This is a genomic window from Pseudomonas sp. PDM28 (assembly GCF_019219115.1).
In the GTDB taxonomy this organism is placed as follows: Bacteria; Pseudomonadota; Gammaproteobacteria; order Pseudomonadales; family Pseudomonadaceae; genus Aquipseudomonas; species Aquipseudomonas laurylsulfatiphila.
On record NZ_JAHUWG010000003.1, the window covers coordinates 61,075 to 87,745 of the forward strand.

Genomic DNA, 26,671 nt, shown 5'->3' on the forward strand with positions numbered 1-26,671 from the left:
GTCAGGCCCCCAGTGTCACGGTGTAGCCCGTGCAGTACGCGGCCTCGGCCTTGCTCGGTTTGATGTCGGTCCAGTCCAGCAGCTCGACCCGGGCGATGCCGGGAACGTGCAGCTGCGCATCGACGCCTGAACGCGCCACTTCCAGCCCCAGACGGCGGCGCGGGTTGATCCACTCGCTCAGGCGTTTCTGGCTTTCGGCCAGATAGGCTTCGTTTTCCGGCCCCGGTGCCTGCGGGTACAGCACCGCTTCAATGTGGTAATCGATGACCACGGCGCTCTGCACCGTGAGGCGGTCGGCCACCGGCCGCACGTCCTCGTCATTGAGGTGCAGCCGGACCTCTTCCAGCAGTTCCGGCGAGGCCGCGCCGCTGCCTTCCAGGCTGAGCACGGTGACCACCACCACGGCCGGCGATGGGCTTTCCGCCGTGGCATCGGCCACCAGGCCCGAGGCGTTGCGTGCATGCAGGATGTAGCTGTTGCGCGGCCCCGCCGTGGTCAGCCCCTCATATGACAGCTGAACCCGCTCGCGCAGGGCATCGTCCTCTTCGAGCACCTGCGGCGTCGGCGGCACCGTGCTCGGATCTCCGGCCTGAATCACCAGGCGTTGCAGGTTGACGTTGGCGGCCAGGTGATCGAGGTCGGCACGCTCGGCGTGGGCCAACAGCAAGGCCTTGCCCGCATCGTTGACCCGCGCCCGATTCTGCAAGGCGCCATATGCGGCCTGCTCAATCAGCTTGAGCACCGGATCACTCTCCAGCTCCGCGCTCCAGTTGTCGCCCATGCTCAGGCGGAAGGCTTCCAGCTTCTCCTGGTAGACCACCTCAAAGTCGAGGTCTTCCAGCACTTGCGGCGGCGGCAAGGCCGCCAGTTCCATGGTCATGCGGACACCTCCAGAGTCACGTCACTGCCCAGGTACTGCCCGGTCAGTTCAAAGGTGATACGCCCGTCGAGGATGGCCACGGCGCGCACGCGGCCGAGTTTCAGGCGAGGCTCCCAACGCCCGAGCGTGCTGGCCACTTCCGCCTGCACGGCACTTTTCCAGCCGTCATTGACCGGCAGGTCGACAAAGCGCCGCAGCTTGCTGCCGTACTCCGGGCGCATGCGCCGGCTGCCCAAGGGCGTCGACAAGATGTCCTCGATGGACTGGCGCAGGTGATCGAGGCCGGAAATCAGCTGGCCGGTGCGGCGATCCAGTCCGATCATCCCGATCATTGAATCAGCCCTCGACCGCGACAAAATCCTTGCGACCCTGCAAATACTCGAGCGCGACCGTGTCCTCCGACGCCACCGCAACCTGGCCCTTTTCCACTTTCAAGGTGCGCCCGGCCTCCAGCAGGATCAGCACCCGCGAGGTGTACAGCGTGTCGCGGAAGGTACAGAGCGCGGCCGGCGTGGCCGGGATCGGCTCATCGCTGGCTACCGATACGTCCTTGGTTTTACTCGTCATGCTTTTTCTCCAGACATGAAAAAGCCCGCACGCGGCGGGCTAAAGATGAATAGCTGTTCAGTGGGAATGGTTGCTGCTGTTGCCGCCGGCATCCATGATCGTGCCGGCGCCGCTGATGTCGCCGGACACACTCAGCGCACCGTCGATGCTCACTTCCCCCACCAGGGTGATCTGGCTGGCACTCACTCGGACTTGATCCGGTGTCACTTCAAACTGCGAGACACCGACCGTGATCGTCGCGCGGCTGCCATTGGGCAGATCGATGCGGTAACTGCCGACCTGCCAGTCGTAGACCAGCGAGCCGCCATCGTCGAAGTACCAGGCCTCGACGTGATCGCGGTTGTCCGGCTGCGCCCCGGCGTTGCCATACAGCCCCGGAATAAAGGTGCCCATGGCCGGGTCCCCACTGGGGCTGAACAATGCGCCCTGCTCCCCCGGACTCGGCGCCCGCCAGTGACGGGCCTTGCCGGCGGCCAGGCTGTGCCAGCGCACCCAGGCACTGACCCAGGTACCGGCCTTGACCCGCACCCGGCCGGCCATCAGATCGATGCCGACCACCACACAAGGCAGCAGCATTGCCGCAATCATCCGGTCGTGTTCAGCGCTGGCGTATCCCATGCCAGATCCTCCGGCTGAAAGTAGTGATCTTCATTGCCGGTACCGGTGCAGCCGTCGACGTTCAGGTACAGCGTGCCTGGAGGTTCGTCAGGCCAAAGCCACTCGACTTCGCCGAGATAGATCTGCTGAGTCCACTCCACCATCCACACGGTATAACCATCCAGCTCCGGCTTGGTCCAGTCCTGACGCGAGGCGACAAACTGCGCCTGTTCGACGTTATCCAGCCCCCACGTCTGCGCTCGCAATAGCACTGCGATCTGTGCCGCCAACTGGGCGCCCAGTTGCTGATGGCGGGCCAACTCGGGCGCGACAATGACCCGCGCTTCAAAACGCTGGACGAGTACCGTTTCACCGGTACCGATGTCCTGCCCGGGTTCAAACTCCACCGGTTCCAGGAACACCGCCGGCAGTGCTACCCGATCCTGAATGTCCGGACAGGTCGCGACAAATCGCACCGTCGGCAAGGCTTGGCGGAGGTGTTCCTCGATGGCGGCGTACAACGCATCCAGCGAAAAGGCAGGATCAGACACGGGCGCTCCCCTTCAGGTATTTATGTAGCTCAAAGTTCATCTCCTGCTTGAACACCACCAGCAGACGCTCATCGGCCTTGTTGGCCCAGATGTAAAAAGGCTCTTCGGCGTCTTCGAGCGAAACCTTGGCCTTGGCCAGTGGAAAGCGATTGTCGTTTTCCGCGATCCAGCCCGAACTCGTGCCGCCACCCGCAGAGGCGGTGCTGCCGGGATAGTCCTCCGGGTTGAAATGTTTGCTGGAGGTGCGAATCCAGATATCCGCCTTGTTGCCATACACGCGTTTATAAAACGCGCCCTGATAACGCCGCCCCGCCACCGAAACACCGGCCTTGCCCTGACGGGGACTCCCTATCCGGCTGGCCTCCATCGGGTTGGTGCCAAACCAAAGTTTGCCCAACTGGCCTTGGCCTTTGATGGGGTAGCTGCGCATGCGCTGACGTACCGCCCGCACGGCAATCCGCTCCTGTTTGCTGACATCGCGCGCCATGTGCGTGGCCAACCAGCCCAACGTCTTGTTGATCGCCCGCCGTTGCGCCGCGGCAACGGCCTTGGGCATCACCTTGGCCAGCTGTTCAAAGGCCTGCATATCGTTGGCCGAAAGCTGCAACGTCACCGGAACGGCACTCATGCTTTTAACCTCAGAGACAAGGCCACCAGGCCATCACCCGCCGGCTCAAGGTGAGTCAGGGTGTATTCGCCGCCACCGTCCAGGGCGGGCAACTCGATGTGCACCGTCTGTGTTTTTTCCACGCCCTGAGCATCGGCCACTCGAATGTGAAAACACGGATCGCGCAGGCCGGTGTTCAAGCGCCCGACCTTGGGCTGTAACCAGGGTGCCGAGAACATGCCCAACACGCGCCGACCTTCGATGTAGCCAACATCGGCCAGCGTGTCGAACACCACGCTGTCGATCTCCGCGACCAGGTCCCGAAAGGCCATGGTCAGAGCGTCAGCAGGATCTGCGCCCGTGGACGTGTGCACAGGTGCAGCGGGTTGGATTGGGCTTCACCGGCCATGCCCTTGTTGAACGGCAATGGCTCCAGCTTGCTGTAATACGGTAGGCCTTGGGTGTTGGCGGTCTCCATGTAGTCCGCCGGAGCAAAACAGGAGATGTACAGATCCGGCACGCCTTCAGGAATCAACAGCGCTGTATCGTCATGGATAAAGGCCACCCCGGCGATGCGCCCGCGATAACGCTCCCAGACGATGCCGCCCAGCTCGAAACTGTCGCGCGCATCACCACGCAATTCCGCGGCCTGGATCGTATTGAGGTAGGTTTCCTCTACCGATTTGTGCGTGATCAGCTTGTTCCAGAAGTTCTTGCCGCAAAAGGCCCGCGCGCCCGAGCTGGTGACGCTGCCCAGTTCATCGTCCTGCATGTCCAGCGCTTCGGTGCACTTGACCCGGATCTTCGTCGCCGAGTCGTTCAGGCCCATGGACAGGACTTGTTGTTCAACGCCAAACGCCTGATAGATGTTCAGCAGGACCGTCGAGCCATCCGCATCCAGTATCAGGCCGTTCAGCGCGCCCATGCGTTGAAATTCATGGGTGGCGTCGAGCTGACGCTTGGCTTTGCTCAGGCGCGTGTTGACCACGCCCTGTACGGCCTGCAGTTCGGTTGTCGTACCAAAGGCGCGAATGCCCTGAATCTCGTCGGCCTTGATGGTGAAACGCTGCGGCAAGTGCACGGTGTTGAACGGGATCATCTGACGCTTGCTTGCGCCCACCACCAGACCCGAGGTACCGCGTTCACCCGCCGGCACCAGTGCCAGAGTGTTGCCGTCCTTTTCGATCTGCACGGTCAGGGTGCTGATGCCTTCCTCGCGAAACAGGCCCAGGCTGCTGATGCGACCCGGCAAGTATTCCTGCTCGTTGATCGCCGCAGTCAGCGAGGACACAGAAAAAACATCGTCGGTAAAAATGCCAATATCGGCCATGAGAGGACTCTCCAAAAATGCAAAACCCCGCACAGGGCGGGGTTGGAAAAAGGGGGACGGGCTTAGCGGGTGATCACGAATTGAGCCGCCAAGGCGACCTCGGCATCAGCGTCGAAACCGGTCAAGTGCACCTCGCTGACTTCGGCCAGCCGCACCACCGCGCTGGCTCGACGCTCCTCGGCCGACTCGCCCAGCGGCCCGTACAGGATGCAGGTCGCTACTTCCGAACCATCGGTGGCGGCGGGATCGTAAGGCGCAAACTCATTGGTCGCGGTCACCAGCCCCAGCACTTGGCCGGCATTCAAGGCGGGGCCAGCGGCCACCAGAATGGATTCACGAGAGATCTTCCCGGCCCCTTCGGAGAGCAGAAACTCACCAGCGTGTAGCGTTTCGTACTTTACGGTCATGCTCGTGCTCCTTTTGCACTGTTGGATTGCCCCGCATGGGCGGCCTGACGGGCTGCCCAAATTGAAGGGGGATCCGGTTGTTTCGCCTGCACCTTCGGCGCTGGGTCATCATTGAGGGGCAAGCTGTTGTCGATTTCGAAGCCGTTGCCGCTGCTGACGATCTTGTCGAACAACCGCGCGCGTACCGCGGGAGCATCAAGTCCTGCTGCCACATACTCGACGCTGAGTTCTGGCAGTCGTGCCGCGACACACAGGTCATGCACCGCCTTGGCCCGGGTCAGACCCGCCTGGACGATCTCCTCGCTTTCAAGCTGGGTCGAGCTGAGGAGCGGCGCGACCAGGTTGCTGATCCCAGACTCTGCGCAACGCTGAGTGATCATCAAGGCCAGCTTGGCCGAGTCGACCACAGGCGCAGGTGGATCGTTTGGCTCCACCTCCGGAGCCGGATCGGGCGCCTCATCGAGCTGGGCCAGCAATGCAGCTGGGGTGTGCTGGTAACGCTGCATCACCCCGCCCTGCCCCAGACACGCCTTCACCTGCACCCCGTCGCCCACCTCGTCGGCCAACCCCAAAGCCACCGCCTCACTGGCGGTCAACCAGGTTTCGGCGGCCACCAAACCTCGTAATTCCACCTCATCGATGTCCGGTGCCTTGGCCTTGTAGGCCGCGATGATCGCCTCCATGGTTTGATCGAGAACATCGGCCACTTTACGAAAGCTATCGGCGTCACCGGCCGCGTACGTCCACGGGTTATGAATCATCAGCATCGCGTTGGATGCGATCACCACCTTGTGTGCTCCGCACACCGCGACACTGGCCGCGCTCGCGGCCAAGGCATCGATCCGTGCCGTGCAACGCTCGCCCAGCCGCGACAACGTGTTGTGCATGGCCAACCCGTCAAACAAGTCGCCGCCGATGCTGTTGAACGCCGCGATTACCGGCGACACCCCGTCATCCACGGCGCGCAGGTCCTGCATAAACTGACTGGCGGTAATGCCCCAGGTGCCGATCTCGCCGTACACAAAGACTTCGATCACCCGCTCGGTGGCTTCGCCGCTGGCGTGCACGGCGTACCAGCTTTTGTCCTGCACCTGCACCCGCTGGCCGGCCCTGTTGTAAATGCGCGGCGGCGTGTTCTTGCTCATGTTTGCTCCTTGTCATCGAACGCCTGAAGCAGTTCGACGAGCGTGCTGTAATTGAGGCCCTTGCCCCGAGCCCGTTCGGCATCAGCGGCGTTTTCTTCGTCTACCGTTTCCGCGTCATAACCGGTGCGCAGGACCATCTCGCTGCGCGAGGCAAAGCCTGCGTTAACCTCCATCGTGCGTGACTGAACATCCTGAACCGGATGGATGTAGGCCCAACCTTGTGGCACCCAGCGCGTACGCAGGTACTCACGACGGCGCTGGGTGTAGTCAGGCAACAGCACGGCACCGCTGAGCACCGCCATGTCCATCCAGGCTGCCCGCACCGGGCGACACAACTGGTGCACATACACACCAAATTGCAGTTGCTCCAAACGACGCCGGAACTCGGTGAGCACCACGCGTAGTGCGCGGTCATTTACTTCACGCATGTCGCCAGTGAGGATTTCGTACGGCATCCCGGCGCCGGCCGCTGCCGCCATCAATTGCTGACGCATGAAGTCCGCATAGTTGTTGCCCGCATCCGGCGGCGTGGAAAACTCGACCTCCTCGCCGGGCAACAACTCCTGCATGGTCCCGGGTTCCAACGCGACCATGGGGGTGAAACCGTCCGAGGCCAGGTTCAGCGGCGCCCCGGTCACCGGGTCCACCGGGGTCTGGATGTCATCCGGCGACGGTTTCTTGATGAAGCCGGCGAACAGGTTGGCCACCTCCTGGCGGAACAACACCGCATCGTCGTAGTTGTCCAGGCTGCGCAGGCGTTTGAGCACCGGTGACAAACGTGGCAAGCCACGCAGCTGCCCTGGCTCGACCGGTTCAAAAATGTGCAGCACCTGACTGGCCGGTACGCGCACCAACTGGTTGTACCCGCTGTTCAATGAGGAGACATCGCCGGGATGGGAACGGTACATCCAGTACGCCACCCGACGGCTGTCCGGACTGAACTCGATTCCGGCGCGGATGATGTTGCCGTTGCGCGCCATCTCAAACTTGTCGTGCGGCACAAACTCCGGGGCTAGCACCTGAAGTTGCAACGGCACCACCAAGCCTTCGTCGAGGCTGCGTGGCCGCAAGCGGATAAAACATTCGCCGGCTGTTTCCACCGTCCGAGCGATCAATGCCTGTTGCCCATAGAAGTCAGTCAAGCCGTCGGCATCGGACTCTTCGGTCCAGTCGGCCCAGAGTTCCTGCAGCAGATGCCGCAGCTCATCGTCCTGAGTTTTCGGCCGTGGCGTGATGCCGGTGCCGATGAGATTGCTGACCCGTTTATCAATGATGTTGAAGGCGTACGGGTCGTTGCGCACCGCCGCGCGGGAACGTGAGCGCAGGTTACGCAATGCCGGAATGGCAATGCTGTTGAAGCCTGCGTCGGGTGCATCCCAACTGGCAGAGCGACGGCCTTCGGCAGCCCCTTCGTAACTGGCCTTGATATTCGACGGAATCAGAAAACCGCCGCGACCCAATGTTGGAAACTGACGAGCCATTACAGTCCCTTGCCTCCATGGTAAAGCCGCACGATGCGCGACCGAGGACCGGCCGCTGCGATCAGCGAGCTGCGAATTTCGTCGCGTGCCCTGAGCAATTCGTCGATGTCGCGGTACTCAACGTTTCGATCCGCGTAGCGCACGATTTTTTCACCGCGCGCGATCGCCTTCTCGACCGCATCGAGTTGCTGTTGGGTAAAGGCCATGGGGAATCGCTCTAAAGAAGTAAACAACGTGGTGTGCAACTGCGCGCTTCCACTCAACGTCGCTTGAGGTAGCCACTGCTGGAGCTTCGACGCTGTGGGGGACGTGTAATCATCACCGGTGCCGCTGCCGGCTTGGCCGGTAGTGGTACGGGATCGGCAGGTTGCTGCCGGGATGTCGCCGGGGTACTGATGCGCTCAGCTGTGACGGCTTTCTCGCCCGGTGGCGCCGCCTGAAACAGAGCATTCTTCACCCGCTCCCAGTCGTGCTCCTTGTAGCGGTTCAGTCCCAGGTAATGCGCCATCGCTAGGCTGTACACCATCAAATCGAGCGCCTCGTTGCGCTCCGCCTTGCCCTTGACCCATTCAATTTTTTTATAGCCTTTGACGTAGCGGGTCACCTTGCGCTCGGCCACGCACTGGGCAAAAAAGTCATCCGGCAGGTCGTTGGCAAAGTGCAGCGCACCGGGACCGTCCTCCACCGGATAGCGGTTGTAAATCCAGTCTTTGGCGGTGTCGGTGCCGACAAACCACAGCTCCACGCCCTTGCGTTCGGTCTGGCCTTTCCAGGTGACATCCATCATCGATGGCCGCTGCGCAATCACCGGTCGACCCGGCTTGCTCGCGCCCTTGACTGCGAAGATGTTGCGCCAGCGCCGTAGCCGGCAGAATTGGTACACCTCGTCGGTGTGGTTGCCACCGGAGTCGATGCCGGCCGCCCGGATCGTCAGCTCCGCGCCACACGGATGCGGGTAACGCGCCTTGAGTTTGTCATCGAGCACCGACCAAGTGCGGTCGTCGGAGGGGTCGCCCCAGATCACCTGGTAGTCGATAATCCAACGCTCCATGCCGGCACCCCACCCGACCACCATGAACTCCAGCCGGTTGGCCTGAACGTCGACCGAGGCCGTGAGCATCAGCACGGCAAACGGCATCGAACCCAGACCGTAGGTTTCCAGGCGTGCCCGGGCCATCAGTACATCAGCTTTGGTCTGCTCTTGGGCGCTGTCCCAGACCTTGGCCAAACGGGTGTTATAGAACACCTGCATAGGCTCAAGATCACCGCGAGACATGGCTGTTTTGGCCTTCTCGAACTGCTTGGCCAACGAAGCCCAACCGGTCCAGCCGGGTGGCGAGTACAACGCATTAAGGTTGAAACCGACGGTTTCGCCATCACCCTTGGCATGTGCGCGCCATTCGCCCTTGGCCAACATCTCGCCCTTGTGATGTTCTTCGATCAGCACATCACAGTCAGGCCCGGCGCACTCGTAGTGCGCCAGTTGGCAATCCGCCGAGTAATGCAGGCGCTCCCATTCCAGGACTTGCATGTGCCCGCAGGTCGGGCACGGCACGTAGTAAAAACGCTGGTCGCTGGTCTCGAACAGATCGGCAATGCGCGAGGCGCCCCGGATCGTCGGCGAGCTGGAAAAATAGAACTTAGCGTTACGGCCAAACGTACTGCCACGGGTTTCAGCCAGCTCAATGGGATCGCCCTCCTCGCCAACGTCCACCACCCAGCGATCCACTTCATCACCATAGATGTACCGGGCCGACAACTCCGACAGGTTCGCCGCCGAGCCGGCAGTGGTGACGTACAACGAACCACCTTCGAACTCCTTGGTGTCCATGGTGTTGCGTGCATCACGCGAACGATTCGCCGCCACCCGTTCGCGCAGCACTGGGGTGGCCTTGATGGTCTTGCCGATGCGCGACGAGACTCGCTTGGCCAACCCCAGACTGGGCAACAGCGTGAGAATGTTTGACGGCGCCATATGGATCAGACCGCCAATCCAGTTCAAGGCGATCTGGGTTTTCATCAACTGCGAGGCCACCATGGTCACCACGCGTTTGCACGGATGTGCCGGCGACAGGCAACGCATCGGTTCACGGGCATACGGTGTTCGCGCCGTGCGGTACTGCCCGGGCTCGGCGGCCCCCGCATCACGCGGAATACGCATGAACTCGTCAGCCCACTGATCGATCCAAACATCAGGCTCTGGCCGTAGCCCGCGGAAATACGCCTCCCGGTACACCGCTGCACCGTCGGGCATTTCCGCTGACATGGATTAACTCGCTGCAGTCAAAGAATGAATGAGGTCTGTCGAGGACATCCGTTCAGCATCGTCCAGCACGCGGCGCAATGCGGCGGTGAGGTGCTTTTCGATTTGCCAGTGATCACTCATGGCGGCCAGTTCGGGCGCCAACTGTGGCGGCATGCCCAGCAACAGATCCCGCAACATTCGCCCCGTCGTGTACGCCGCCGTTTTAACTGCTTCCAGCTCGACATGGGCACCTCGATTCTTGTGAAACTCGCTCTCCGTCAGGCGTGACTCATAGAACTCGCGGTAGGCACGAGACTCCTGAAAGTCTGGTATGCCTTCGGCGGACAACGGTGCCTGGAGCTGAACAGTGGTTGGTGGTTCGTATTCGATGTGAGGGGCCGGGGTATTTCCTTCCGGCTTGCGCTGAATTCGTTCACGCTCGTGCCGTGCCGCCACATTGGCTTTGCTCGGATCCGCGGTGCTGAACAGGAGTCGGTCCGTTGCCTCGACATCCACCATGCCGTCCGCCATCAGAACCAGGCGTCCGCTCTTGGCCAACTTCGACACATAGGGTTTCGACCAGCCCTGGCGAGTGGCGAACTCCGCTTTGGTGAGTGCTGTCATGTCCGTGCCTTTCGGTTAACCCGGCGGAGCCGAGAGTTAACCAACTAAATTACTCGGTTAACTCTCGGTTAACCGCTGGAAAGCCGCGGCCTGCTTGGCTTTCAGGTGTTTTGATAGCTATCAAAGGAGTTAACCAACTGTTTTACTCGGTTAACTCCTTAGTTAACCGCTCTGCAAGCTACGGCCCGCCTGGCTTACAGGCGAATCAAGGGATGAGCGAGTTAACCTGGTTAACTCCTAAGTTAACCGCCCTGTAGGCCGCAGCTCATAAGGCTTTCAGCCCGGTTAACCAAGCGAGTTAACCAGTTAACTAAGCTGGGAGGGCTGCCGCTAACGCGTTTGCGCGAGTCTTATGCCCCGTGTTCCTTGAAAGTTGCCAGGGTCCCCGATGGATTTGGAGACCTCGAAGATCCTGCGCTGGTTGAAGACCGCGTTTGAAACGGAGACAGTCGAGATCGCGTGTGTGATGCTCATGCGGGTAGAGCCGCAATCTGGCGGGCAACCTCGTCATGGATCAGTTTGGCTGACCAGGTATGCGCAACGAGATCGGTGCCAGCTTCCAGCATCGAGGCATCACCCTCGACGGGAATGGCAGGCTTGTCACTCAGGTCGTTGTAACTACCGGAGAAATCCGAAGTCCCACCGCCGATAGCCGCACGGGCAGTGGCGGCATCGACGCTCACCAACACCGCCTTGCCGACATCCGACGCGTCCGTGATGTTGTCCGAGGTGATGTCGCCCGGCGCACTACCGACATTGCTCGATCCTTTCACCACAGCCTGAAGAACTTGAAAGCCTTCAGTGATGGAGACGGGACTTCCATAAGGCTGCCAGCCATCGGCAATGGCCTGTGCCAGCTTGGCTGCCAGCTCCTCGGGAGTGTTGGCAACGACAGTGTCGTATTGGGTATAGGCCATTATCTAAACCTCAAGGTTGAATGATTGAGCGGTGAGCGGCTGGCATGCAGACAACTCACCACAATGGTTGTAGCCCGTGATGGCATAGGCCAACTGGAGCACAAAACGCAGCGCCTCATGGCGCCGAATCTGATTTAGGAAACTTGAAGTCGGCGAACCGATCAGCCAGATCGGCAATCTTCTTCACGCCAAGAAATCCGATGAACACACCCGCAGCCGTGGCGAAGTTCTGGGGTAAGCCGAAGTACTCCAGTAACGGAATCAAGCCAATGGTGATCAGCGTACAAAGCGAAGCCTCAAGCAGTGCCTGTCGCCGTGTTCCGCCGCCGTAAATGATCCGCAGGGCACCGACCACGAATGACAATGCTCCGGCGTAGATCGTCGGCGCATACTGTCCCAGCCACGCGAGAACGAGCAGCCAGGTGTCTGGTTTGTCGGGCATGTTTGTCATCCGGATTCCTCCCCTTTCGGGGGAGCCAATAGATCCGGCTCCAGCAGCACTCCCAGCTTGTAGCGATGGGTGTGGCGGAACCGAAAACGAAAAAGCCTTGCTCGCCGGCAGGGCTTGTAAATGGGCACAAAAAACCCGACTCAATGGTCGGGCTCTTGTAAAGCGTCTCGCTGCGTTCACAGCAACACACGCTGCTATAAAAACAGGTCTATTCCGCGCGGAAAAGGCTTTTCCGCGTAAATGTGAATTTGCACCATGTTTTTGCATTCGCGTTGACCAGCAGTGCATGAAAATTTGCCCACCACTCTTCAACCACGCAGGGAAAGAGCCATGCACGTAGTCCTTCGCGCGACAGGCACCAATCGAGCTCTCAAGGTAAAAAACATCGCGTTCCCGACATCCGGGGATTGCACAAAAAGTCCAGCTATGACTAGATAGTGGCAAAAAAGAATCATAGATATTCTGATAGCCATATAACAAGGATGGATAGTGCTGATGAACTTGGTTGCGGAGAGTTTTACGATCAATGGGTCTATGGTTGAGCAGAATTGGAACTATACCTCTTCATTCCCATCAGCCAGTGAAAAACAAATAATCCGTAGAGACGTACTGGATACCATTTCCGAAATATTCACATCAAAAACACAGATTGTATTTCTGGAGGGTGATAGTGGAATCGGTGCTACATCTACGTTAGCTCAGTTCGTTGAAGAAAACGAACAATATACTTTTTCAATATTTCTCAACCCAGCAAGCAGACATTCTTATGGACTAGAATATGTAAAACTCAAAATTGCTGAACAGTTAAAATTATTTCTTGACGGCTTACCATTCGATAAAGGGGCCATTGATGAGGCAGAATATAGCACTTTATTAAACCGCACTCGAGCTAAACTCAAGGGAAAGTCCGGTTACTTCGTAATCGATGGCCTTGAACACATTTCCATAGAAGATGATAGCTATGTGGCTACGCTTCTCAGCTTAGCATTTCCTATTGGTATGGAAGGGTTTCGCTTTCTTATTTCAGGTTCTTCAGAGCGTCTAGCCAAATATATCAACAGGGTCGGGCACAAGCCCTATCAACTTAAAAGATTCACCCCCACTGAAGTAGCCGAATTATTTAGCGACTTCGAACTTGAAGAGTCTGACCTAGATGAGTTAAAGCATCTATGCAAAGGCAATCCGGGTAGATTGAGCGCAGTCAGACGACAATTAAAATCTGGAGCAAGTATTAATGAGGTTTTCCGGATAAGTCCGGAGAAGTACTTGGACTTCATCGCTCTTGATTTTACTAATTTCAGCGAGCTATCTGAAAACCAAAAAAAAATAACTGCTGTTTTGGCATTTTCAAAACAAGAAGTTAGCCGCGGCGAAGTAGCATCAATAGCAAGCGTGACAGATGAAGAAATCTTAGAAATATTAACGCTATGCACATTCCTGGAGTTAAGGCAGAGCGACCAGATAGACTTTATTTCGAGCGCACATCGTAAATATGCTGAGGACCAGCTAAAAGATTGGCAGCTAATTGTTACGGACTTGCAGATTGAACACTTACGCAAAGAGCCCGTTAGCGACACTGCCCTGCTTTTTCTACCAAACTACTTGCAGCAGAGAAACAAAAATCTTGAGTTGGTACAACTCATATCAAATGACCATTATTTTAGCTTGCTGGACTCAACTCAATCTCTTACACAATTGAGGGAAAGGGCGGATCTTGGACTTGCAAGCGCTCATGCAATCAATAATGCTCTTTCCATATTTCAATTTTCCCTTCAAAAAAGCCTTTTTATAGATCTTGCCGAGTCAAACGCATCTAGAGCAGAAATAGATGCTTTAGTCGCGATGGGGAAAACTCACTATGCAATGCACCTAATTGGAAAAGCAGTAACTAAACTAGCAAAGCTTTCTCTATTATCCGCTTATGCAGGAGGACTAAAGCGACGAGACAAAAACGTAGATCCTTTTCTATTGGATCAAATAGTTGAATTAATAAAAAATATAGATTTCTGTGAAGGTGGAGATACTGAAATACAGATTGCTGAAGACCTACTTTCTGTGGATGTAAATTTGGCCTCGGATGTTTTGGAGCAATGCCTTACAAATGTGCAAAGCATACGGGAAAAAGATTTAGCTTTTTCCCGGCTGAGTTTGGTGGCATCTTTAGGGCAGCAAAATTTCATTTCGAACAACTTTGAGGAAAAAATTAAAACCAAAGCTGTACAAGAGTTCACCTCTGCCCTTATGCATTTTCACAAAGATAAAAGTTCTGAAGAAATCATAAAATTTATTGACGGCGCTGAGGTAAAAAACAAAATCAGACTATTAATAACGTTTATTTCCAATCAGCGTGATCGTGATGGACTCCACCTCCTTATTGACTACAGCCTGGATTTAATCGTTAAAGACGCAAGCTTTATGCCGAAAGCTAAAGATTACGCCGATCTAGCACACCCATTACGGCACCAAATAATAAGCAACGAGATACTGGCAAGCATTATAAACCGGTTCAATGGCCAAATTGGATTAGTAAAAAGCTCATCTGTAACTAGGGACTGGGTAAGGCTTAACACATCTCTTGCGTATGCCGAATCAAAGTATGATGCAGACTTGGCTTTCGACAGGATATTAGAGTCTTACTATGAAGTCTGCGGGCAATCAAATTATGAAATACAATCTGAATGCTATGCACGACTGTCATACGCTCTTCGACACATAGATCCGGATGGTAAATACGAAGCTAAAGAAGGGCTGAAGGCAGTTATTGATGAAGGGTGGAAAAATGCAGTAGAGCAATTATTAAAGAACGCAGCCTCTCAATTTGAATGTATAGAATCTATTCTTCCCGCAATTATAGAAAACGACCTTGAAGAATCTATAGCTTTAGTCGGGCGATTAAACACAGAAATAAATAGAAATTCTGGTTACTCACGCATCGCCGAACTTCTTGTTGAGAGACCCTCCTCCCCTCAATCGATATCTATATTCAACTGTGTTCTTGGTAAATTTTCTGATTGCCACATCCTCTCAGATGTTCTCTTAAGCTGCACTAAATCTTTATGGCGCAGAGAGTTTGACCTTGGATGGGGAGAATGCTTAATACTGGCTGTAAAACGCTTAAAAGATTATGCCGCGATCACCAAATGCAAAGTTAATATCTTTAAGTCGTTTGCCAACTCGAATCAAGCGCTAGATCCAGAATTCTTAATTGATAGCGTTAATTTATTTCTCCAAAAAACAAATGCGTCAGCTGGCAGAAATGATATTTGCTTTGCAGCCGTGGAGGCTCTCGCTGTTTGCAGTCCTGAACAAGCTGATTCGATCTACCAGAAAACTATCGAAGACCGCGGAACCATTGAATACGAAAGTCAAAGTGTTCAAACAAATTTCACTCATTGTCTTTCATTGGTTACGAGGGCATTTGGCGCCGCACTAAAAAGTAACGCATTAGATGATCTCATGCTATCGCGACTATCCAATGCTATCGGCCGATTGACTTCCGCAAAACATCAGATGTCGCTATTTACTGATTTGGCTTGCAGAGCTTGGATTGCTGACAATACGTTTAAAAAAATCGTTACCGATCACTGCCGGCCATTGCTTGAGTCTACCAGAAAAAATAATGACAACCTCTATCTAGAGTTACTAGAAATCGCTTTTCCAGCGCTTTATGTAGCACACGCCGAGTCAGCCCTAAAAGAGCTGGCCGCTCTGAGTGACGCTAGCCAGAACGCCGCACTATATAACACGACAGAGCTAATACGCCGAAGATTGACTAGATACGACCCTCTTCCCGCAGATTCGGCAGAAGCATATTTAATCGACAGTTACCAAGCTAGCGATATTTTATCTTTAATAGAACGAATGACATTTGACACAGCAATTTACTGGACTATCGACAAGTTAGCGTGGTCGATTATAAATAAAAAGAACAAGCACCGCTTTACACAACTTCAAAAGAAAGATCTAAGTGAGCGCATAATAAACATTGCCACATCCGCCCTGCCTGATAAAAGAAATATTCTTCATGAAGGGTATCTTATCTGTACGACCGCGCGCGCGTACATGTTGACAGATACAGCACTACCTATATGGAAGGCATTGATCGAACGCGCAGAGAAAATTCCCAACGTTGCCGACCAAGCCTATGTTTTTATACAGCTATATCGTTCGATGCCTGGGAAGTTTACGGAAGACAGAAAGGCTTTGCTTGATAAAGCGGAGGCGAGCACAGAAGAAATCCCTTCACTAAAAGACAAGCTCGGAAGATTTGAGCTGTATTCGCTTGCATGCAAAGATATAAATCTTCCAGCAGCTAAGCGGGTGCTTAAAAAATCCGTAACAATGTCTCATCAATTAGAAAACATAGAGGATGCGGCGGAAGTACAAAAATCATTGATAGATGCTGCTGACCAAATCGAGCCTGGTTATGCAGATACTCTGCTGGAGTTATTTGATGATGACCCAGCACGAGCTTTTGCCAAGGCTCAAGCAAAACACTCGATTGAAGTAAACAAGGCGAAAAAAACCTTAGCCGACTCCAACGGTTCAATTGGGAGCAAACCAGTTGCTGACGAGTACTTACCTGAGGCAGCTTGGAAAAGCTTGTCCGCATTATTATGTAATCGAATAATGCCAAAGCAGTTAAGCAGCATGGCTAAATTAATGTCTACTTCTTCGAAGCTAGGACTGACGGATACATATCCTTTTTTATCTTGGTACATAGAGAACGCCGCAAGAAAGTACGTATCAACGTCTGATGTAAAAGCACAAATACTACCATTGTGCGAAGTTTTATTGCTATCTACAGAGCTTGCTTTATCCGTTGTAACCAGAAAAGTTGATACTTCTGCAAAAGCTTTAGTCTCAGATGTTCAACAGCAAGGATTCATCGTTAGACCAGGATCACGAATCGCTGCCCTCGCCTATATACAAAACTGGCTAAATCAAAACTGTAATGACTACATTAAGTTTTCGGATCCATACTTTACTGCTGATGATCTAGAGCTGCTTCAAATGATTCAGGCGGCCAATGATAGCTGTAAAATATTTGTACTGGCATCTGATGCGTATCTCAAGAAAAATAACTGTGCATCAAGTGATGACTTTGAAGAAGCTTGGAAAGAACTTTCTGATCAATCCCCGCCCGAAGCGAATATCTTGGGCATCGGAAAGTCCAACGGAGATGAGCTTATTCACGACAGGTGGTTAATTACTAAAAATGGGGGGCTCAGAATTGGCACTTCAATTAACTCAATTGGCAACAAGCTTAGTGAAATATCTGTAATGTCAGACCAGGAAGTTATAGCTTGCGAAGAGGCTCTTGACTTATTCCTACAGGACAGAGTTCATGTTGACGGTAATAGAGTGAAAGTAACACGCTATCAGTTGTAATTAGGAGCATTGCAGTAGCCCCTAACAACTCAACGAAGATGCTGTCGACCATAATCAATTTCTGGTCGACAGTGTTGGCTAGGCATTTTGAGTAATATCACGACTAGCTGACTGTGACGTCGTCGTAAGCTTGGGCCGGCTCTTAGTCGACCGCAGCCATTGACTCGACGGGCGCTTTTGGCCGATATCAGCCCTTCACCAAGGGCTGCGTTGGGTCGTTTTGTGCCGGCAAGTCTTAGTAGCTTCTCAATCAAATTCGTTGCAACCAAAGTGATGAGTCAATTAAGCGGCTTGCCGTATTGCATCGACAGCACAGTCGATCCATGCCGCTCCTGCTCTCGCCAGTTCCCGCGTTTTCCCTTCGCTTATGCCGTAGTACTTGCCAACTCGGACCATTGGCCATTTAGCACCGTAGTACAGCCAAATAATATCGCCCATCTGTTGATCACGATGCGTGAGTCTGGCCAGGGCATTGTCGATGGCCATTGCCCAGTCGTCGGTGATGCAATAACTTTTACTCGGCGCCACTTGCGGCATCGCCTCGCGCATCAAGGCAAAGGTCGGTGAGGTGTAATGAGGTATCCCTGCACCATCCATTCGCCACAAACCCCACTGCTCCAACAAGTATTCGGTATCTCCCAGTGGTCGGCTGGCCGGCTTACGAATCATCATGCTTTCAATCCCCTGTGTAGTTTGATCCGCCGGCACCGCGGCGGTTGTTCTGTTGGTAACACTCGGCTGGTCCAGATATCAACGAGCCCTGCTGGAGCAATTCAATTTCGAACTGAGCCTGCTGCAGTTTGAAGCTCAACTGAGTCACTAACTCGTCCGAAGAAAGCACCAACCTGCTACCCGAAACAACCCAACCTGAGCCGTTGCAATCTGTGCAAATCAACTCATAAGAAATGCCCTGCACCACCGCTTTCCCCTTGCAGGTCGGGCAAGGCTCAAGCTCGATCCGCTGCCTCTTAAAGCCAATGCCCTGCCCTTTCTGCATGTTTTAAATCCTCGCCTATGGTTGATTCTTGAATAGCCTTGCAGCCCTTGCCCTGTAAGGCTTCCAGCGCAATACCGGAATCTCCAAATCTAACGCCTGTCTGCCCGTGAATACGCTTGAAGCCGCGACTGTCTAGCATGTAGTGCCACCTAGTTAAGGCATCACGCTTGCGACTCATCACGTCGGACTGGATGTACACCTTCACGTTGTGCCCCATCGCGTGGTTGATGAGTAGTTCACCAATCAGGTGGTCGATACCAATGTCTGCCCAGCCGGTGCGAGCCAACTTGCGTAAGTCGTGACTAGTCCACTCGCCTTTGCCAAGGCGGGTGAACACCGCACTGGCCTGCCCTTCGCTCAGCGCTTTGCCATTGCGCGCCGGGAATAGGTATTGGCCGTCATAACCACGGGTGGACTGGATCTCGCGGTACTGGATCAACAAGGCACGCGTTTGATCCGTCAGCGGTAGGTGATGCTCAACACCGGTTTTTGTGTGCTCGGCGGGAATGAACCACTCACCTTCCGCCAGGCATATATGCGACCAGCGCGCCTGTCGGGTTTCACCGATCCGCGTGCCGTGGCAAAGCATCATCAGCGCAAGCATGGCATCCAGTGGCGTCATCTCCATGACGTCAGCCAGTTGCACCAGCAGCCCTTGCAACTGCACTCCGCGCAAGCGAGACGGCTTGATCCCAACCTTCGCCTTGGAGAAGTCGTTGAACCTGATGCTCGCCATAGGGTTGAACGAGATGTGACCCAGCTTGAACGCTTGACGGAAGGCCAGGGCCAGCAGTTGAAACACCGAGCGCACGTAGTCGATGGAAATGCTTTCCTGCAATGGCCACATGAGCTGGCTGTCGAGGGTCGCCTTGTCGATGGCGGCCAACGGCAGGTCGCCGAGGCGCGGAATCAGGTGGCACTTGATCATCGAAGCGCCGGTCTTCTTGCGCTTGCTGGACAGGTTGCGATCACGCGCCATGCGCTCGGCGTACCACCCAATCAGCTCTCCGGCAGTGAGCCACTTGGAAAGGGCCGAGCCTTCTTCGGCAGCAACCCGCAGACGGACAGTTGGCAGAGCCGCAACCACCTGCTTGGTGCTCAGCTCCGGAAATCCACCAATACGATGCCAGGCGCGCTTCTTCAGCAAATACCAAGAACCGCGTGCACGGTTTTTCGCGAATCGAAAGTGCAACGCCGGGTGACTGGCATCGCGCAGATCGCGGACGTGCAGCTTCTTGGCGTTTCGATCGATCTCGGCGTCCGACAGCTTCACCGTCAGGGTTTTCACCAAGGCCGTCATACTCGGGCACCAGTAGACTCTTCAAGGTCAACAACCTCGAACGTGGTAGGCCACATCCAGGCGCCGTAGCGCTCAGCCATTGCCTGGTCAACGAACAACGCCAAGGCATGATCGGGAGTGCTGCCCAAGTCCATTTTGAAAGAGCAGCAGAACACGGCAAACCGATAGTTCCCCGGATCCGGAATAGCCAAGCGGCGATCAGGTATCTCCAAAAAAATCCCCATGCACTCGCCCATTAGCCCCCCTTCAGCAGAGATTGCAGCAGCTTGAATTTGTCGAGTGCTTCAGCGTTGACCTCGCGCTCTGTCTCAACCGAAAGAGCCACTTCCTCAATACGCGCGGCGAGCTTCTTCATGCGCTGACCGACCTCCTCGGCAAAGCTGATTACCTCGCCGGACAGCACCGCCAATGTATCCAGAGCGCTACCTTCGAGTTTCTTGGTGGTAGCCACGGCCGGCTTGGTTTCTTTCGACATGTTCTGCTCTCTCTGGGGCGTGATGGTGATGGCGGTACGCTGGAAGTGTCCGTTAACGGGTTCGCGAATGAGGCCTGCGTCCTTCAACTCGCCAAGACCACGACGTATGGCCGGAAACTGGGCACCCGTGGTTTCGGCAACCATCAACGAATTGAAAATATCGTGAGCACTCCAGCGCTCCTGGATTGGCACCACTTGAAACACTTTGCGGGCGAGCGACGATTGCCCGGCGAGCATGTTTTGTTGCTTGGCGGCGTTCATCAGAAGCCCTCCTTACCGCGTTGAGATTCCCACTCAAATGCCACGCCAATGCAGCCGTTTTCGCGGATGCGGTCGACACAGCGCGCACCAATGGCGTCGTTCAGCTCGGATGGCGACAGGTTGCTGACGATGATTGTCGGACGGCATTGCTCGTAACGACCATTGATGATGCTGAACAGAGTGGCCAGCTCGAACTCGCTCTGCTTGGTTGCACCAACTTCATCGAGCACCAGCAGGTCCGCGCCAATCACCTCACGCAGGATGTGCGCCTCGGACTCGCCAGAGCGATCATTGAACGTCGCCCGAATCTCGCCGATGAGCGTGCCCACCGTGCGGTAAATTGCCTTGACCATGCATTCGTTGATCAGGTGACTGGCCGATGCAATGGCCAGGTGGGTCTTGCCGGTACCGACCTTCCCCAACAGCAGCATGCAGCGACCTTCCCGGCGATGCTTCGAAAAGTTGTCGACGTAGTCGCTACACGCATCCAAGGCAATCTGCTGGGCCGGATTCGACACGACGAAGTCGGCGAATGTTTTTTCCGCGAAACGCTTAGGAATCCGGGCGCTTGAGTGCTGAACTATCCGAAACTGACAGCGCTTGCGCTCGAGTTCTTGCATATCGCGCTTGTTGCTCGCGCAGATGGGGCAACCAGACAGGCTGCCGTCCCTGAGAATGACCGCCGAGTAAGGGCCATGATCCAGGCAGCTCGCCGGCTGACGGCCGATGACGCCGAATTTGCGGTCCATTTGAGCGCCGAAGTTAGAGACGGAAAGTGCCATTGGCGTTCTCCTTGGTGCCGGCCTTGTAATCGCGAGTGTCGAAGCCGGAGTGTCGGCTGGCCGGAAGTGGATGTGCGGGGTTGACCGTTTTGTCGGGGAAGATCCCGGTCCATCCGTTGCTGATCGAAAGGGTCAGCACAGAATCGGGGGTTGGATGGCTCGCCAAAGCCTTGGCCTGTTGTTCACAGCTCTTGGCGGTGAGGGGTTTGTGGATTTCCTTGCGGTGCTGACACCAGTCGGACCAAACCTCGACGCTGACGTTTTCCGGCTTGGCCAACAACGGGTCAAACTTTGGTGATTTTCCTGGCGCGTTAGCGCCCTGTTTCTCCTGATTACTGGTTACCTGATTGGTACCCTGATTACTGGTACCCTGATTTGTCGGAAAATTTTCCGACCCTCCTCGGATTTTTTTCCGACCCTGTTCGGATATTTTTCCGACCTTGCTCGGAGATTTTTCCGAGGTAGATCGGATTTTTTTCCGCCCCTCACACACCTCAGAGGTCGGATATTTTTCCGACCCGTCCAACTTGCGATTCCACTCTTTGGCCTTCTCGGTCAAACGAAACAAACTGATGTTTGCCGTGTGGGATAGTTCGATCAGCCCTGCGGTCTCGAGCCCTTTGAGAAGTCGGTACGCGGTATCTGGTTTGTCGGTGAGCAGGGGCAATTCCTCGACGATTTTGCCCTTGCTCAAGGCAAAGAAAATCCCCTTATCGGTCTTGATTGGCCTTGCCCAGCTGGGGCACTCGTAGACAAAGGAAAACAGCAGCGCCTGTTGCGAGTTCAACCCCCACTCCAGCGCTTTCACTTGGTTGATCGTGATCGTGAACTGCATATCAACCCTTCCCGCTTGGCGGTGGGGCTGGGCGTTTCGACTTGTGCAACTCAATCAGTGCGGTCACCTCCTCGTGCCGGGCAGCCAAGTGCTTGGCGTGCAAGGCCAGAATTTCTGCGGCTTCCGCAGCAGTGATTTCACCGTCCTCCAGCGCCAGGGCAAGAAACTGGTCAACCCGACCGCGCTTCACAGAGGTATGCAACGAGCGCTGATGCATGTCTACGTTGTCCAGATCGCCAACCTCAGGCAGGCGAACAAAAACGCCGCCGTACATCGCGCAGATGTAGTCCGGCAAGAAGGTGGTTTTGGCTTCTGTCTCAAGCGTGCAGACCTCATCGTCGGTGAGGGGCTTAACGCCTGCTGACTCGTAAATCCGGTTCTTGAAACGCTTGAGATTCTCCTCGCCAAGAAAGTCAGAGGCGTATACAAGTCCACCAGGGAATGCATTGGCGGAGGCAATGACTGCTTTGCGACGGGTGTCTAGCACTGGCGATTTCATCGTCTAGTTTTCTCTCGGCGCCGTTGCGCTCAAAGTTTGCTCATGAAATGGGCAGTATCCGGCGACGCGACCTTTTGGCGCTTTGGACCGGGAATGGTCTGAGCTCTTCAGCGGTGAAAGAGCCATCTGCGTGCTCCGTAACAAATACGTCACGCCCTGCCTGCAGAGCTTTATTTACTGAACTTTGGGTCATGCCTAACAAATTTCCGGCCTTGGTCTGCCCCTTCTCGGTAGCAAATTGGCTGAGGGTGATTTGACGCACTGTCCGGTCTCCGGTGGTGTATCTGAGGCGATAATATCTCCCATGGAGCTTTTTTAATCAACTCCAAAGGAGATAGCAATGTATCTCCACCGGGAATACTCTTCGGAAATGAAAAATGACAGACGACCATTACTTGACTGGGAAAAGACGGAGTGCGCCGCATTAAAAGCGGAGCTGGCTTCCTACAATGCGCGTGCCCCTAAAGGTGAGAAGCTGACTCAAGAAGAGATCGCGCTCTCCGTGGGCATGAGCCAAGGCACGCTTAGCAGTCACTTGAATGGTAACCGTGCGCTCAACAAGGAAATGGCAGCTGAGATAGCTAAAATGCTTGGCATACCCGTAGAGCGGTTTAGCCCCCGGATCGCAAAAGAAATCTCTGATTTAGCGATTGCTGCCAATGCAGTTCCATCAGTCGAATCATTGCAGTCAAACGTCGAGCCAGGCCCGCCAATTACCAGCTCTCCTCGTCGAATCGATATTGTTGGAACAGCGCAACTCGGTCACGAAGGCTACTGGACAAGTCTTGACCAGGCTGCTGGCTGGGTTGAGACCTACTCCAGAGATGAGGACGCCTATGCACTCCGACTAAAGGGTGATTCGATGGCTCCCGCAATTCGTAGTGGTTGGATCGCCGTTTGCGAGCCCAATCACCGCCTAGTGCCAGGCGAGTATGTGATGATCACCACTACCGATGGCCAAAGCATGGTCAAAGAACTTCTCTTCGAAACCGATGAAGAAGTCAGCCTCATGTCGATAAACACGGCGTACGGTGAACGACTGACGATCGCTCGGTCTGATATCGAGAATATTCATTACGTAGGGGCAATCCTTGCCCCAAGTAAAGTATTGGGCAGAATCTAAATCTGATCCGCTCAATTTCCCCCCGGATCCCTCCCTCCTAAAGCCCGCCAACAGCGGGCTTTTTATTAAATGATTGTTTTTAATCATTAATATTTAGCACTATCAAGGCAAACCGCTCAGTGTAGACCCATACATAAATGGAGCAGTGCTATGGCAAAACCACAAAACAAACCAACATTGCCGGACTCATTTGAGCTTCTCGGTCTCCGCATCCAAAAAATCATTAGCGCCCCAACCGCGCAGAAACGAAAGACAGCCGTCATTCGTAAAACCTCAGATGAATGCCCGCAAGATTGGAAGCGACTCCTTGAGGACATAGCCGATACCGAAGACGTAACGTTGAGCCCAGAAGAAGACGACGCCATCCGTGTCTCCTGGAGACTGCCAGCCAATATTTGATCGCCAAAAAAATCCCGCAATGCGGGTTTTTTTATGGCCATCGGAATATTTATCTCCCGTGGAGTTGACTTAAATAGCTCCACAGGAGATATTTAAGCCGTTGCCACGATATAGACCGGCGACGCGGGATCTCCCGCCGCTCTTTAACAACCTCACCGATACAAGGCTGTCACCAGCAAAAAGACTAACGCACCCGGCGTGGGCGACTCCCACCTAAGTGCGCCGTATCTGAGTCCCGCTGACAGACCAATCAGATTTCACTTCATAGCCTTGGCAGCAGGGCTATGTGGGAAATCCCCTCCCCTGCAATGAGGAAACACCATGTTCGGAATGAAAAAACTTTTCGGAAAGCAAGTCGGCAACGCCCAGGCCGAAATGAAGAAGGTCGTTAACCGCGACTTGATGCAGGCCATTGTTGGTGGCGGCCTATTGATTGCGGCGGCCGACGGCGAGATTGAGACCAGCGAGGTTTCCAAGCTGGACGAACTGATTCGCGCCAACCCGAATTTGACGCACTTCGGCAGCGAGATCACCGAAACCATCAATCGATTTACTGGCCAGTTGAACGCCAACTTTCAGGTTGGCCGATTGACGATCAAGCGGGAACTGGCCGACATCAAAAACGTTCCGGCCGACGCGGAGGAAGCCTTCGTCAACATTCTTGCCGTTGCCCAGGCTGATGGTCAGATCGAGCCAGCAGAGTTGGTGGTGCTGAAGGAAATAGGCATGCACTTCGGTCTGCGCTTGGCTGACTACGGTATCGAGGTATGAAAACCGCGACAAAAGTTCTGCTGATCCTGCTGGCACTGATCGTCGGCGGCATGTTGCTGAGCAACGTAGCTTCTCGGGCCACTTGCTCCTACTACGGCGTCCAGACTGACCGAGAGACCCGCTACGCCGCCTTTGTTGGCTGCATGGTTCTGGTTGACGGAGCGTGGTCCCCACGCAATGAAATCCGCGTAGTGCAGTGACGTTTCACTGATGCCGCTTCTTACAAGGCGGCATTGGGAAACCAACTAATGCAAGGAAATGGACAATGCTGATTTTGACTCGTAAAGCAGGTGAAAGCATCAACATAGGCAATGACATCACGATCACCGTGCTGGGTGTGAGCGGCCAACAGGTACGCATCGGGACAAGCGCGCCCAAGGATGTCGCAGTGCATCGAGAAGAAATCACGCAGCGCATTCAGGCGGGCTTATCGACGCTCCCGATGGCAACACCGGCGATCACTTAAGCTGGTCTTCGTGACGCAAACAATAGCCCGGTTTCGATCGTAATGCTGTTCACTTAAGCATTTGAGCTCATGCAGGGCTTCCTAGAAAATCCGATACCAGACCTCTGGTATCGGATTTTTTATGTCTGTTCAACAGGACCTGCTCGACCTCGGCGACCTTTTCAACTTCTCTGATCTGAGTACCTTCACTCAAAACATTCCTGTTGAATGGGTAGCCTCAGCACTGGATCTTTCTACGCAGGCATCTATCCGTCGACGTCGGCTGCCCGCAGATCAAGTCTTGTGGTTGGTGCTCGGCATGGCTTTGTTTCGCGACGAGCCTGTTCACGAGGTCGCGAGACGACTGAATATCTGCGCTCAAGGTCTGGCGACTGACCATCTGTTGGCCCGCAGCGGTGTGACAGAAGCGCGCAAGCGGCTAGGTGCCGACCCCGTCGAGTGGTTGTTCCGCAAGACCGGTACTCAATGGGGCGGTGAGCGCTATAGCGGTGACGCCTGGCATGATCTGCAGGTGTTTGCTGTAGACGGCGCACTTCTGCGCACACAGGATACGCCGGAGCTTCGGGAGCATTTCGGCTCCGGAAATACGTCGACTGATCGTCAAACACCTTTCCCCATGATGCGCCTTGTAGCGCTGATGAATGTGCGTTCGCACCTGATTCTGGATGCTCAACTGAGCCCTTATCGCCGCAGTGAAATGCGCTTGGCTGACGAGTTTTTGCAGCAGATTCCTGACCATTCGGTAACGCTTTTCGACAAAGGGTTCTGGAGTGCCGATTTGATGCTCAGCCTGAGCAACGTCGGGATTAACCGCCACTGGCTGACCCCGGCACGCAAGAATCTGGTCAGTGAAGAAATCGTTCGTTATGGCGAGCATGATTGCCTGGTACGCATGAAAGTCTCGCCGCAGGCGAGGAAGCGAAATCCGAGCCTTCCAACTCACTGGGAAGTACGCGAAGTCAGCTATGAAATCCAGGGTAAGTTGAAAACCGTCATGACGTCATTGCCGGCTAGCACATACAGCACTATGGCCGTCGCCAAGCTTTACCAGCAGCGCTGGGAAATCGAGCTGGGCTTCAGGGATATCAAAAGCTCAATGCAGCAGAACGCAATGACCTTGCGCAGCAAGAAGATCGACCTGGTTTACCAGGAGGTCTGGGGGTTGTTGCTGGCCTACAACGTGATTCGCCGGGAAGCTAGTCAAGCCGCAGTAGCTTTTGGTCGAGCGCCGTCGGACATCCGTTTCAAGCCAGCCTGCCAATACATCGCCGTTCAACTGATCGTGATGGCTGCGGCAAATCCGATTTCAGCAACAGGAAGACGGTTGGCAGAACTAAGGGCGGGGGTGGGAGGGATGTTTCTGGATCACCGTCCGAGGCCTTCGAGGCCAAGGATGGTGAAGATTTCAAAGACCCGGTTTCCGGTGGACCGTAAGGCTGCTCCGCTTAAGTGAACAGCATTACGGTTTCGATCGGGCTTTTTTACGCCTGCCTTTTATCAATCAGCCCTCTTCCCTGTCCAATGGCGATAGGTGGTTAGGGTGCTGACGAATACACGCAACCTACTTCGA

Annotated in this window: 32 protein-coding genes; 7 read left to right on the forward strand and 25 right to left on the reverse strand. The window is 54.9% G+C overall.

What is annotated here, in order from left to right; translation table 11 throughout:
• Window position 1 precedes the first annotated feature (1 nt).
• The 16 genes from KW841_RS06625 to KW841_RS06700 all read right to left on the reverse strand — a co-directional run bounded on the left by KW841_RS06625 (window position 2) and on the right by KW841_RS06700 (window position 11,802).
• Window positions 2-880, reverse strand: a complete 879-nt coding sequence (locus KW841_RS06625) for a baseplate J/gp47 family protein (RefSeq protein WP_056724300.1) — start codon at window positions 878-880, stop codon at window positions 2-4.
• Window positions 877-1,203 (reverse strand): GPW/gp25 family protein, encoded by a 327-nt coding sequence (locus KW841_RS06630; protein WP_043302559.1) that lies wholly within the window; start codon window positions 1,201-1,203, stop codon window positions 877-879. The genes KW841_RS06625 and KW841_RS06630 overlap by 4 nt, the downstream gene beginning before the upstream one ends.
• A gap of 13 nt (window positions 1,204-1,216) precedes the next feature.
• Window positions 1,217-1,447: a hypothetical protein gene (locus KW841_RS06635; RefSeq protein ID WP_256357731.1), complete on the reverse strand. Its 231-nt coding sequence runs from the start codon at window positions 1,445-1,447 to the stop codon at window positions 1,217-1,219.
• A 57-nt stretch (window positions 1,448-1,504) separates the two neighbouring features.
• Window positions 1,505-2,065 (reverse strand): phage baseplate assembly protein V, encoded by a 561-nt coding sequence (locus tag KW841_RS06640; protein WP_218474720.1) that lies wholly within the window; start codon window positions 2,063-2,065, stop codon window positions 1,505-1,507.
• The gene (locus KW841_RS06645; protein ID WP_218474722.1) at window positions 2,032-2,595 is read right to left on the reverse strand and encodes a hypothetical protein; all 564 of its coding nucleotides are present in this window, start codon (window positions 2,593-2,595) and stop codon (window positions 2,032-2,034) included. The genes KW841_RS06640 and KW841_RS06645 overlap by 34 nt, the downstream gene beginning before the upstream one ends.
• Complete coding sequence (locus tag KW841_RS06650; RefSeq protein ID WP_218474724.1) at window positions 2,588-3,223, reverse strand: phage tail protein; 636 nt, start codon at window positions 3,221-3,223, stop codon at window positions 2,588-2,590. The genes KW841_RS06645 and KW841_RS06650 overlap by 8 nt, the downstream gene beginning before the upstream one ends.
• Window positions 3,220-3,534, reverse strand: a complete 315-nt coding sequence (locus KW841_RS06655; protein ID WP_102674419.1) for a hypothetical protein — start codon at window positions 3,532-3,534, stop codon at window positions 3,220-3,222. The genes KW841_RS06650 and KW841_RS06655 overlap by 4 nt, the downstream gene beginning before the upstream one ends.
• Before the next feature lie 2 nt (window positions 3,535-3,536).
• Entirely contained in the window at window positions 3,537-4,532 is a 996-nt protein-coding gene (locus tag KW841_RS06660) for a major capsid protein (RefSeq protein WP_218474726.1), read from the reverse strand.
• Window positions 4,533-4,594: 62 nt separating this feature from the next.
• Window positions 4,595-4,939 (reverse strand): head decoration protein, encoded by a 345-nt coding sequence (locus KW841_RS06665; RefSeq protein WP_218474728.1) that lies wholly within the window; start codon window positions 4,937-4,939, stop codon window positions 4,595-4,597.
• Window positions 4,936-6,084: a head maturation protease, ClpP-related gene (locus KW841_RS06670; RefSeq protein ID WP_218474731.1), complete on the reverse strand. Its 1,149-nt coding sequence runs from the start codon at window positions 6,082-6,084 to the stop codon at window positions 4,936-4,938. The genes KW841_RS06665 and KW841_RS06670 overlap by 4 nt, the downstream gene beginning before the upstream one ends.
• Window positions 6,081-7,565 carry a phage portal protein gene (locus KW841_RS06675; protein ID WP_218474733.1) on the reverse strand — a complete coding sequence of 495 codons (1,485 nt, stop codon included), beginning with the start codon at window positions 7,563-7,565 and terminating at the stop codon, window positions 6,081-6,083. Before KW841_RS06675 ends, KW841_RS06670 begins: the two co-directional genes overlap by 4 nt.
• Window positions 7,565-7,771, reverse strand: a complete 207-nt coding sequence (locus KW841_RS06680) for a phage head-tail joining protein (protein ID WP_027923826.1) — start codon at window positions 7,769-7,771, stop codon at window positions 7,565-7,567. The genes KW841_RS06675 and KW841_RS06680 overlap by 1 nt, the downstream gene beginning before the upstream one ends.
• A 53-nt stretch (window positions 7,772-7,824) precedes the next feature.
• A complete protein-coding gene (locus tag KW841_RS06685; RefSeq protein ID WP_218474736.1) occupies window positions 7,825-9,831 on the reverse strand; it encodes a phage terminase large subunit family protein in 2,007 nt (668 codons plus the stop codon).
• Window positions 9,832-9,834: 3 nt separating this feature from the next.
• A complete protein-coding gene (locus tag KW841_RS06690; protein ID WP_218474738.1) occupies window positions 9,835-10,434 on the reverse strand; it encodes a terminase small subunit in 600 nt (199 codons plus the stop codon).
• A gap of 470 nt (window positions 10,435-10,904) precedes the next feature.
• Window positions 10,905-11,351, reverse strand: a complete 447-nt coding sequence (locus KW841_RS06695) for a DUF1737 domain-containing protein (RefSeq protein ID WP_218474740.1) — start codon at window positions 11,349-11,351, stop codon at window positions 10,905-10,907.
• A 115-nt stretch (window positions 11,352-11,466) separates the two neighbouring features.
• On the reverse strand, window positions 11,467-11,802 hold the full coding sequence (locus tag KW841_RS06700) for a phage holin, lambda family (protein ID WP_218474742.1): 336 nt from the start codon (window positions 11,800-11,802) through the stop codon (window positions 11,467-11,469).
• Window positions 11,803-12,297: 495 nt separating this feature from the next.
• Here KW841_RS06700 and KW841_RS06705 point away from each other — a divergent pair, with 495 nt between their 5' ends.
• On the forward strand, window positions 12,298-17,193 hold the full coding sequence (locus KW841_RS06705) for a hypothetical protein (RefSeq protein WP_218474745.1): 4,896 nt from the start codon (window positions 12,298-12,300) through the stop codon (window positions 17,191-17,193).
• Window positions 17,194-17,475: 282 nt separating this feature from the next.
• Here the strand turns inward: KW841_RS06705 and KW841_RS06710 are convergent, their stop codons facing one another.
• Genes KW841_RS06710 through KW841_RS06745 form a run of 9 tightly spaced genes read right to left on the reverse strand, consistent with a single transcriptional unit; the run spans window position 17,476 to window position 22,604 of the window.
• Window positions 17,476-17,865, reverse strand: coding sequence for an antiterminator Q family protein (locus KW841_RS06710; protein WP_218474748.1), 390 nt, complete (start codon window positions 17,863-17,865; stop codon window positions 17,476-17,478).
• A 4-nt stretch (window positions 17,866-17,869) separates the two neighbouring features.
• Window positions 17,870-18,190, reverse strand: coding sequence for a hypothetical protein (locus KW841_RS06715; RefSeq protein ID WP_218474750.1), 321 nt, complete (start codon window positions 18,188-18,190; stop codon window positions 17,870-17,872).
• Entirely contained in the window at window positions 18,162-19,490 is a 1,329-nt protein-coding gene (locus KW841_RS06720) for a site-specific integrase (RefSeq protein WP_218474752.1), read from the reverse strand. The genes KW841_RS06715 and KW841_RS06720 overlap by 29 nt, the downstream gene beginning before the upstream one ends.
• On the reverse strand, window positions 19,487-19,696 hold the full coding sequence (locus KW841_RS29610; RefSeq protein ID WP_371319501.1) for a hypothetical protein: 210 nt from the start codon (window positions 19,694-19,696) through the stop codon (window positions 19,487-19,489). Before KW841_RS29610 ends, KW841_RS06720 begins: the two co-directional genes overlap by 4 nt.
• Before the next feature lie 29 nt (window positions 19,697-19,725).
• Window positions 19,726-20,226 (reverse strand): hypothetical protein, encoded by a 501-nt coding sequence (locus tag KW841_RS06725; RefSeq protein WP_218474754.1) that lies wholly within the window; start codon window positions 20,224-20,226, stop codon window positions 19,726-19,728.
• Window positions 20,226-21,008, reverse strand: a complete 783-nt coding sequence (locus tag KW841_RS06730; protein ID WP_218474757.1) for an ATP-binding protein — start codon at window positions 21,006-21,008, stop codon at window positions 20,226-20,228. The genes KW841_RS06725 and KW841_RS06730 overlap by 1 nt, the downstream gene beginning before the upstream one ends.
• Window positions 20,989-21,843, reverse strand: a complete 855-nt coding sequence (locus tag KW841_RS29615; RefSeq protein WP_256357733.1) for a hypothetical protein — start codon at window positions 21,841-21,843, stop codon at window positions 20,989-20,991. Before KW841_RS29615 ends, KW841_RS06730 begins: the two co-directional genes overlap by 20 nt.
• Before the next feature lies 1 nt (window position 21,844).
• Complete coding sequence (locus KW841_RS06740; protein ID WP_218474759.1) at window positions 21,845-22,342, reverse strand: YmfL family putative regulatory protein; 498 nt, start codon at window positions 22,340-22,342, stop codon at window positions 21,845-21,847.
• Between the two features lie 40 nt (window positions 22,343-22,382).
• Window positions 22,383-22,604 carry a Cro/Cl family transcriptional regulator gene (locus KW841_RS06745; RefSeq protein WP_218474760.1) on the reverse strand — a complete coding sequence of 74 codons (222 nt, stop codon included), beginning with the start codon at window positions 22,602-22,604 and terminating at the stop codon, window positions 22,383-22,385.
• A 78-nt stretch (window positions 22,605-22,682) separates the two neighbouring features.
• Between KW841_RS06745 and KW841_RS06750 the strand changes: the two genes are divergently transcribed.
• From KW841_RS06750 to KW841_RS06775, 6 genes are all read left to right on the forward strand, one after another.
• Entirely contained in the window at window positions 22,683-23,465 is a 783-nt protein-coding gene (locus tag KW841_RS06750; protein WP_102674403.1) for a LexA family transcriptional regulator, read from the forward strand.
• Between the two features lie 150 nt (window positions 23,466-23,615).
• Window positions 23,616-23,864, forward strand: coding sequence for a DUF1654 domain-containing protein (locus KW841_RS06755; protein WP_102674402.1), 249 nt, complete (start codon window positions 23,616-23,618; stop codon window positions 23,862-23,864).
• A 321-nt stretch (window positions 23,865-24,185) separates the two neighbouring features.
• Window positions 24,186-24,635 carry a tellurite resistance TerB family protein gene (locus tag KW841_RS06760; protein ID WP_218474762.1) on the forward strand — a complete coding sequence of 150 codons (450 nt, stop codon included), beginning with the start codon at window positions 24,186-24,188 and terminating at the stop codon, window positions 24,633-24,635.
• Window positions 24,632-24,835 carry a hypothetical protein gene (locus tag KW841_RS06765; protein WP_218474764.1) on the forward strand — a complete coding sequence of 68 codons (204 nt, stop codon included), beginning with the start codon at window positions 24,632-24,634 and terminating at the stop codon, window positions 24,833-24,835. Before KW841_RS06760 ends, KW841_RS06765 begins: the two co-directional genes overlap by 4 nt.
• A 65-nt stretch (window positions 24,836-24,900) precedes the next feature.
• A complete protein-coding gene (csrA, locus tag KW841_RS06770) occupies window positions 24,901-25,101 on the forward strand; it encodes a carbon storage regulator CsrA (protein WP_218474766.1) in 201 nt (66 codons plus the stop codon).
• Between the two features lie 121 nt (window positions 25,102-25,222).
• Window positions 25,223-26,554, forward strand: coding sequence for an IS4 family transposase (locus KW841_RS06775; protein ID WP_218474768.1), 1,332 nt, complete (start codon window positions 25,223-25,225; stop codon window positions 26,552-26,554).
• The last annotated feature ends 117 nt before the right edge of the window (window positions 26,555-26,671 follow it).

What these genes read in the sequence shown, in the direction of transcription:
- KW841_RS06680 (WP_027923826.1), bottom strand. Translation starts at nt 7,771, where the DNA reads ATGGCCTTTACCCAACAGCAACTCGATGCGGTCGAGAAGGCGATCGCG.
- KW841_RS06630 (WP_043302559.1), bottom strand. Translation starts at nt 1,203, where the DNA reads ATGATCGGACTGGATCGCCGCACCGGCCAGCTGATTTCCGGCCTCGAT.
- KW841_RS06700 (WP_218474742.1), bottom strand. Translation starts at nt 11,802, where the DNA reads ATGACAAACATGCCCGACAAACCAGACACCTGGCTGCTCGTTCTCGCG.
- KW841_RS06650 (WP_218474724.1), bottom strand. Translation starts at nt 3,223, where the DNA reads ATGAGTGCCGTTCCGGTGACGTTGCAGCTTTCGGCCAACGATATGCAG.
- KW841_RS29615 (WP_256357733.1), bottom strand. Translation starts at nt 21,843, where the DNA reads ATGCAGTTCACGATCACGATCAACCAAGTGAAAGCGCTGGAGTGGGGG.
- KW841_RS06675 (WP_218474733.1), bottom strand. Translation starts at nt 7,565, where the DNA reads ATGGCTCGTCAGTTTCCAACATTGGGTCGCGGCGGTTTTCTGATTCCG.
- KW841_RS06760 (WP_218474762.1), top strand. Translation starts at nt 24,186, where the DNA reads ATGTTCGGAATGAAAAAACTTTTCGGAAAGCAAGTCGGCAACGCCCAG.
- KW841_RS06740 (WP_218474759.1), bottom strand. Translation starts at nt 22,342, where the DNA reads ATGAAATCGCCAGTGCTAGACACCCGTCGCAAAGCAGTCATTGCCTCC.
- KW841_RS06725 (WP_218474754.1), bottom strand. Translation starts at nt 20,226, where the DNA reads ATGAACGCCGCCAAGCAACAAAACATGCTCGCCGGGCAATCGTCGCTC.
- KW841_RS06730 (WP_218474757.1), bottom strand. Translation starts at nt 21,008, where the DNA reads ATGGCACTTTCCGTCTCTAACTTCGGCGCTCAAATGGACCGCAAATTC.
- KW841_RS06685 (WP_218474736.1), bottom strand. Translation starts at nt 9,831, where the DNA reads ATGTCAGCGGAAATGCCCGACGGTGCAGCGGTGTACCGGGAGGCGTAT.
- KW841_RS06750 (WP_102674403.1), top strand. Translation starts at nt 22,683, where the DNA reads ATGTATCTCCACCGGGAATACTCTTCGGAAATGAAAAATGACAGACGA.
- KW841_RS06765 (WP_218474764.1), top strand. Translation starts at nt 24,632, where the DNA reads ATGAAAACCGCGACAAAAGTTCTGCTGATCCTGCTGGCACTGATCGTC.
- KW841_RS06670 (WP_218474731.1), bottom strand. Translation starts at nt 6,084, where the DNA reads ATGAGCAAGAACACGCCGCCGCGCATTTACAACAGGGCCGGCCAGCGG.
- KW841_RS06755 (WP_102674402.1), top strand. Translation starts at nt 23,616, where the DNA reads ATGGCAAAACCACAAAACAAACCAACATTGCCGGACTCATTTGAGCTT.
- csrA (WP_218474766.1), top strand. Translation starts at nt 24,901, where the DNA reads ATGCTGATTTTGACTCGTAAAGCAGGTGAAAGCATCAACATAGGCAAT.
- KW841_RS06690 (WP_218474738.1), bottom strand. Translation starts at nt 10,434, where the DNA reads ATGACAGCACTCACCAAAGCGGAGTTCGCCACTCGCCAGGGCTGGTCG.
- KW841_RS06705 (WP_218474745.1), top strand. Translation starts at nt 12,298, where the DNA reads ATGAACTTGGTTGCGGAGAGTTTTACGATCAATGGGTCTATGGTTGAG.
- KW841_RS06720 (WP_218474752.1), bottom strand. Translation starts at nt 19,490, where the DNA reads ATGACGGCCTTGGTGAAAACCCTGACGGTGAAGCTGTCGGACGCCGAG.
- KW841_RS06660 (WP_218474726.1), bottom strand. Translation starts at nt 4,532, where the DNA reads ATGGCCGATATTGGCATTTTTACCGACGATGTTTTTTCTGTGTCCTCG.
- KW841_RS06695 (WP_218474740.1), bottom strand. Translation starts at nt 11,351, where the DNA reads ATGGCCTATACCCAATACGACACTGTCGTTGCCAACACTCCCGAGGAG.
- KW841_RS06655 (WP_102674419.1), bottom strand. Translation starts at nt 3,534, where the DNA reads ATGGCCTTTCGGGACCTGGTCGCGGAGATCGACAGCGTGGTGTTCGAC.
- KW841_RS06635 (WP_256357731.1), bottom strand. Translation starts at nt 1,447, where the DNA reads ATGACGAGTAAAACCAAGGACGTATCGGTAGCCAGCGATGAGCCGATC.
- KW841_RS06625 (WP_056724300.1), bottom strand. Translation starts at nt 880, where the DNA reads ATGACCATGGAACTGGCGGCCTTGCCGCCGCCGCAAGTGCTGGAAGAC.
- KW841_RS06710 (WP_218474748.1), bottom strand. Translation starts at nt 17,865, where the DNA reads ATGATGATTCGTAAGCCGGCCAGCCGACCACTGGGAGATACCGAATAC.
- KW841_RS06715 (WP_218474750.1), bottom strand. Translation starts at nt 18,190, where the DNA reads ATGCAGAAAGGGCAGGGCATTGGCTTTAAGAGGCAGCGGATCGAGCTT.
- KW841_RS06640 (WP_218474720.1), bottom strand. Translation starts at nt 2,065, where the DNA reads ATGGGATACGCCAGCGCTGAACACGACCGGATGATTGCGGCAATGCTG.
- KW841_RS06665 (WP_218474728.1), bottom strand. Translation starts at nt 4,939, where the DNA reads ATGACCGTAAAGTACGAAACGCTACACGCTGGTGAGTTTCTGCTCTCC.
- KW841_RS06775 (WP_218474768.1), top strand. Translation starts at nt 25,223, where the DNA reads ATGTCTGTTCAACAGGACCTGCTCGACCTCGGCGACCTTTTCAACTTC.